At 45.4% G+C, this 1,662-nt stretch carries 1 protein-coding gene and 2 pseudogenes; all 3 read right to left on the reverse strand.

What is annotated here, in order from left to right; all coding sequences use genetic code 11:
• Positions 1 to 88, reverse strand: a pseudogene (locus C1T29_RS17495) (AEC family transporter); the annotation flags it as partial.
• Between the two features lie 119 nt (positions 89 to 207).
• Positions 208 to 389, reverse strand: a pseudogene (locus C1T29_RS24880) (hypothetical protein); the annotation flags it as partial.
• Positions 390 to 795: 406 nt separating this feature from the next.
• Positions 796 to 1,596, reverse strand: a complete 801-nt coding sequence (locus tag C1T29_RS17505; protein WP_075213179.1) for a formate/nitrite transporter family protein — start codon at positions 1,594 to 1,596, stop codon at positions 796 to 798.
• Positions 1,597 to 1,662: the final 66 nt, after the last annotated feature.

The raw sequence follows: 1,662 nt of genomic DNA on the forward strand, positions 1-1,662 counted from the left end.
TCTGAATATCAAAATGAAGCAGCTTTTGTCCGATGAACCCGATCGCAAATATCCCGAAAACCGGCAGTAAAACAAGCACAAACTCCATGATGCACCTTCTTTTTATGTATAACCGTTCTCATTAATACTATCAATCATATAGAAAATTCCGTTTGTTTTCAACGGTGTTTCCAGCCCGTTTGCCGTAAAAGAGATCCCGCATACCCGGCCCTGCTTGGCTAGGTATGCGGCAATCTTCTTCATGTACTGGGATGCGGCTGTAAGGAGAACTTGTTCACTCACATTCCGTTTCCCCTGAAACAGACAAACGATTTTGCGGGCCTCCCGTACATGTCGGATGATGACTTTCTGGCGGTTCTTTGATCTTGGCAGTGCTCAAGCAATGGGCATGTTTCAGGATTTTTATATGACCGGCAGCCTTTCGGTCTTGCTGGTTTAGGCGAATGCAACTGTCTTTTTCACTGTCCTTTCAAAGGGCATCATTTTTTCTGTCGCGGGCAAATAAAAACCGCAGACAAAAGAAGACATACATTGTCTCTACTGCCTGCGGGGAGTTGCGGATGTCCGTCTATTCCGATTTTAATAGGTGCGATAAGCATTGGTTAAGGAAGGACACGAATTCTTCCACAGGCTGAATGAGCCATGAGCTTTTCCTTGTGTATCACATTCTGCTGTCTCATTGTCATGCTGTTCAGCCTCCGTTGCTTTTTTCTTACTTTGAAGTACACCCGCCTAATCCCATTTCATCATCATCTTTTTCCAAAAACGGACGGCATTTGTATGTTTGCCCTTTGTTTATGATACCCGCTTCATTTCTTTTCTGGAGCGGTCTTTCTTGTAGTATCCAATAAAATAAATGAGACCGACGAACACGGATCCGCCAATGACATTGCCGATAAAAGCCGGAATGATGTTTCCGATAAACTGCCCCCATGTGAACGAGCCTGCAAAAATGGCTGCGGGAATCACAAACATGTTGGCGACAACGTGCTGAAATCCGATTGCGACAAAAGCCATAATTGGGAACCAGATGCCAAGGATCTTCCCTGCTCCGTCTTGTGCGCCGAAAGAAAGCCATACAGCAAGACATACAAGCCAGTTACAGCCGATGCCGGAAATGAGAACCTTGCCGAAGCTCATATCGAGTTTCCCTTGTGCAACGGCGATCGTTTTTTCTAAATAAGGACCTGTTTCAGTCAATCCAACCAAATGTCCGAAAAAGTAAGCAACAAACAGTGCCCCGATTAAGTTCATAATCGTAACGATTCCCCAGTTAACCGCCAATTGTTTCAGTGATATTTTTCTTGAAAATAAAGCCATCGCAACGGACATCATATTCCCTGTGATCAATTCAGCGCCAGCGAGCACCACAAGGATCAGACCGACAGGAAATACGGCAGCTCCGATCAGGCTGGACAGGCTTCCCCATTCTTTCGGCAGGTCGCCGATTACCCTGATATCAAGCAAGTACCCAAGCGCGATAAATGCGCCGCCTAAAAACCCCAATACAAGCAGAGACGGCAGCGGGAGCTGTATCTTTTTCATTCCTGCTTCAATTGCCGCCTCCGCTATTTCATCCGGTTTTCGAAAAGCCATACTAAAACCTCCATTATTTCTTCTTTTCTCACAGTTATGGCAGAAAGACAATAAAAAAAGGCAGCA

The sequence above is a fragment of the Bacillus sp. MBGLi79 genome (genome assembly GCF_002953915.1).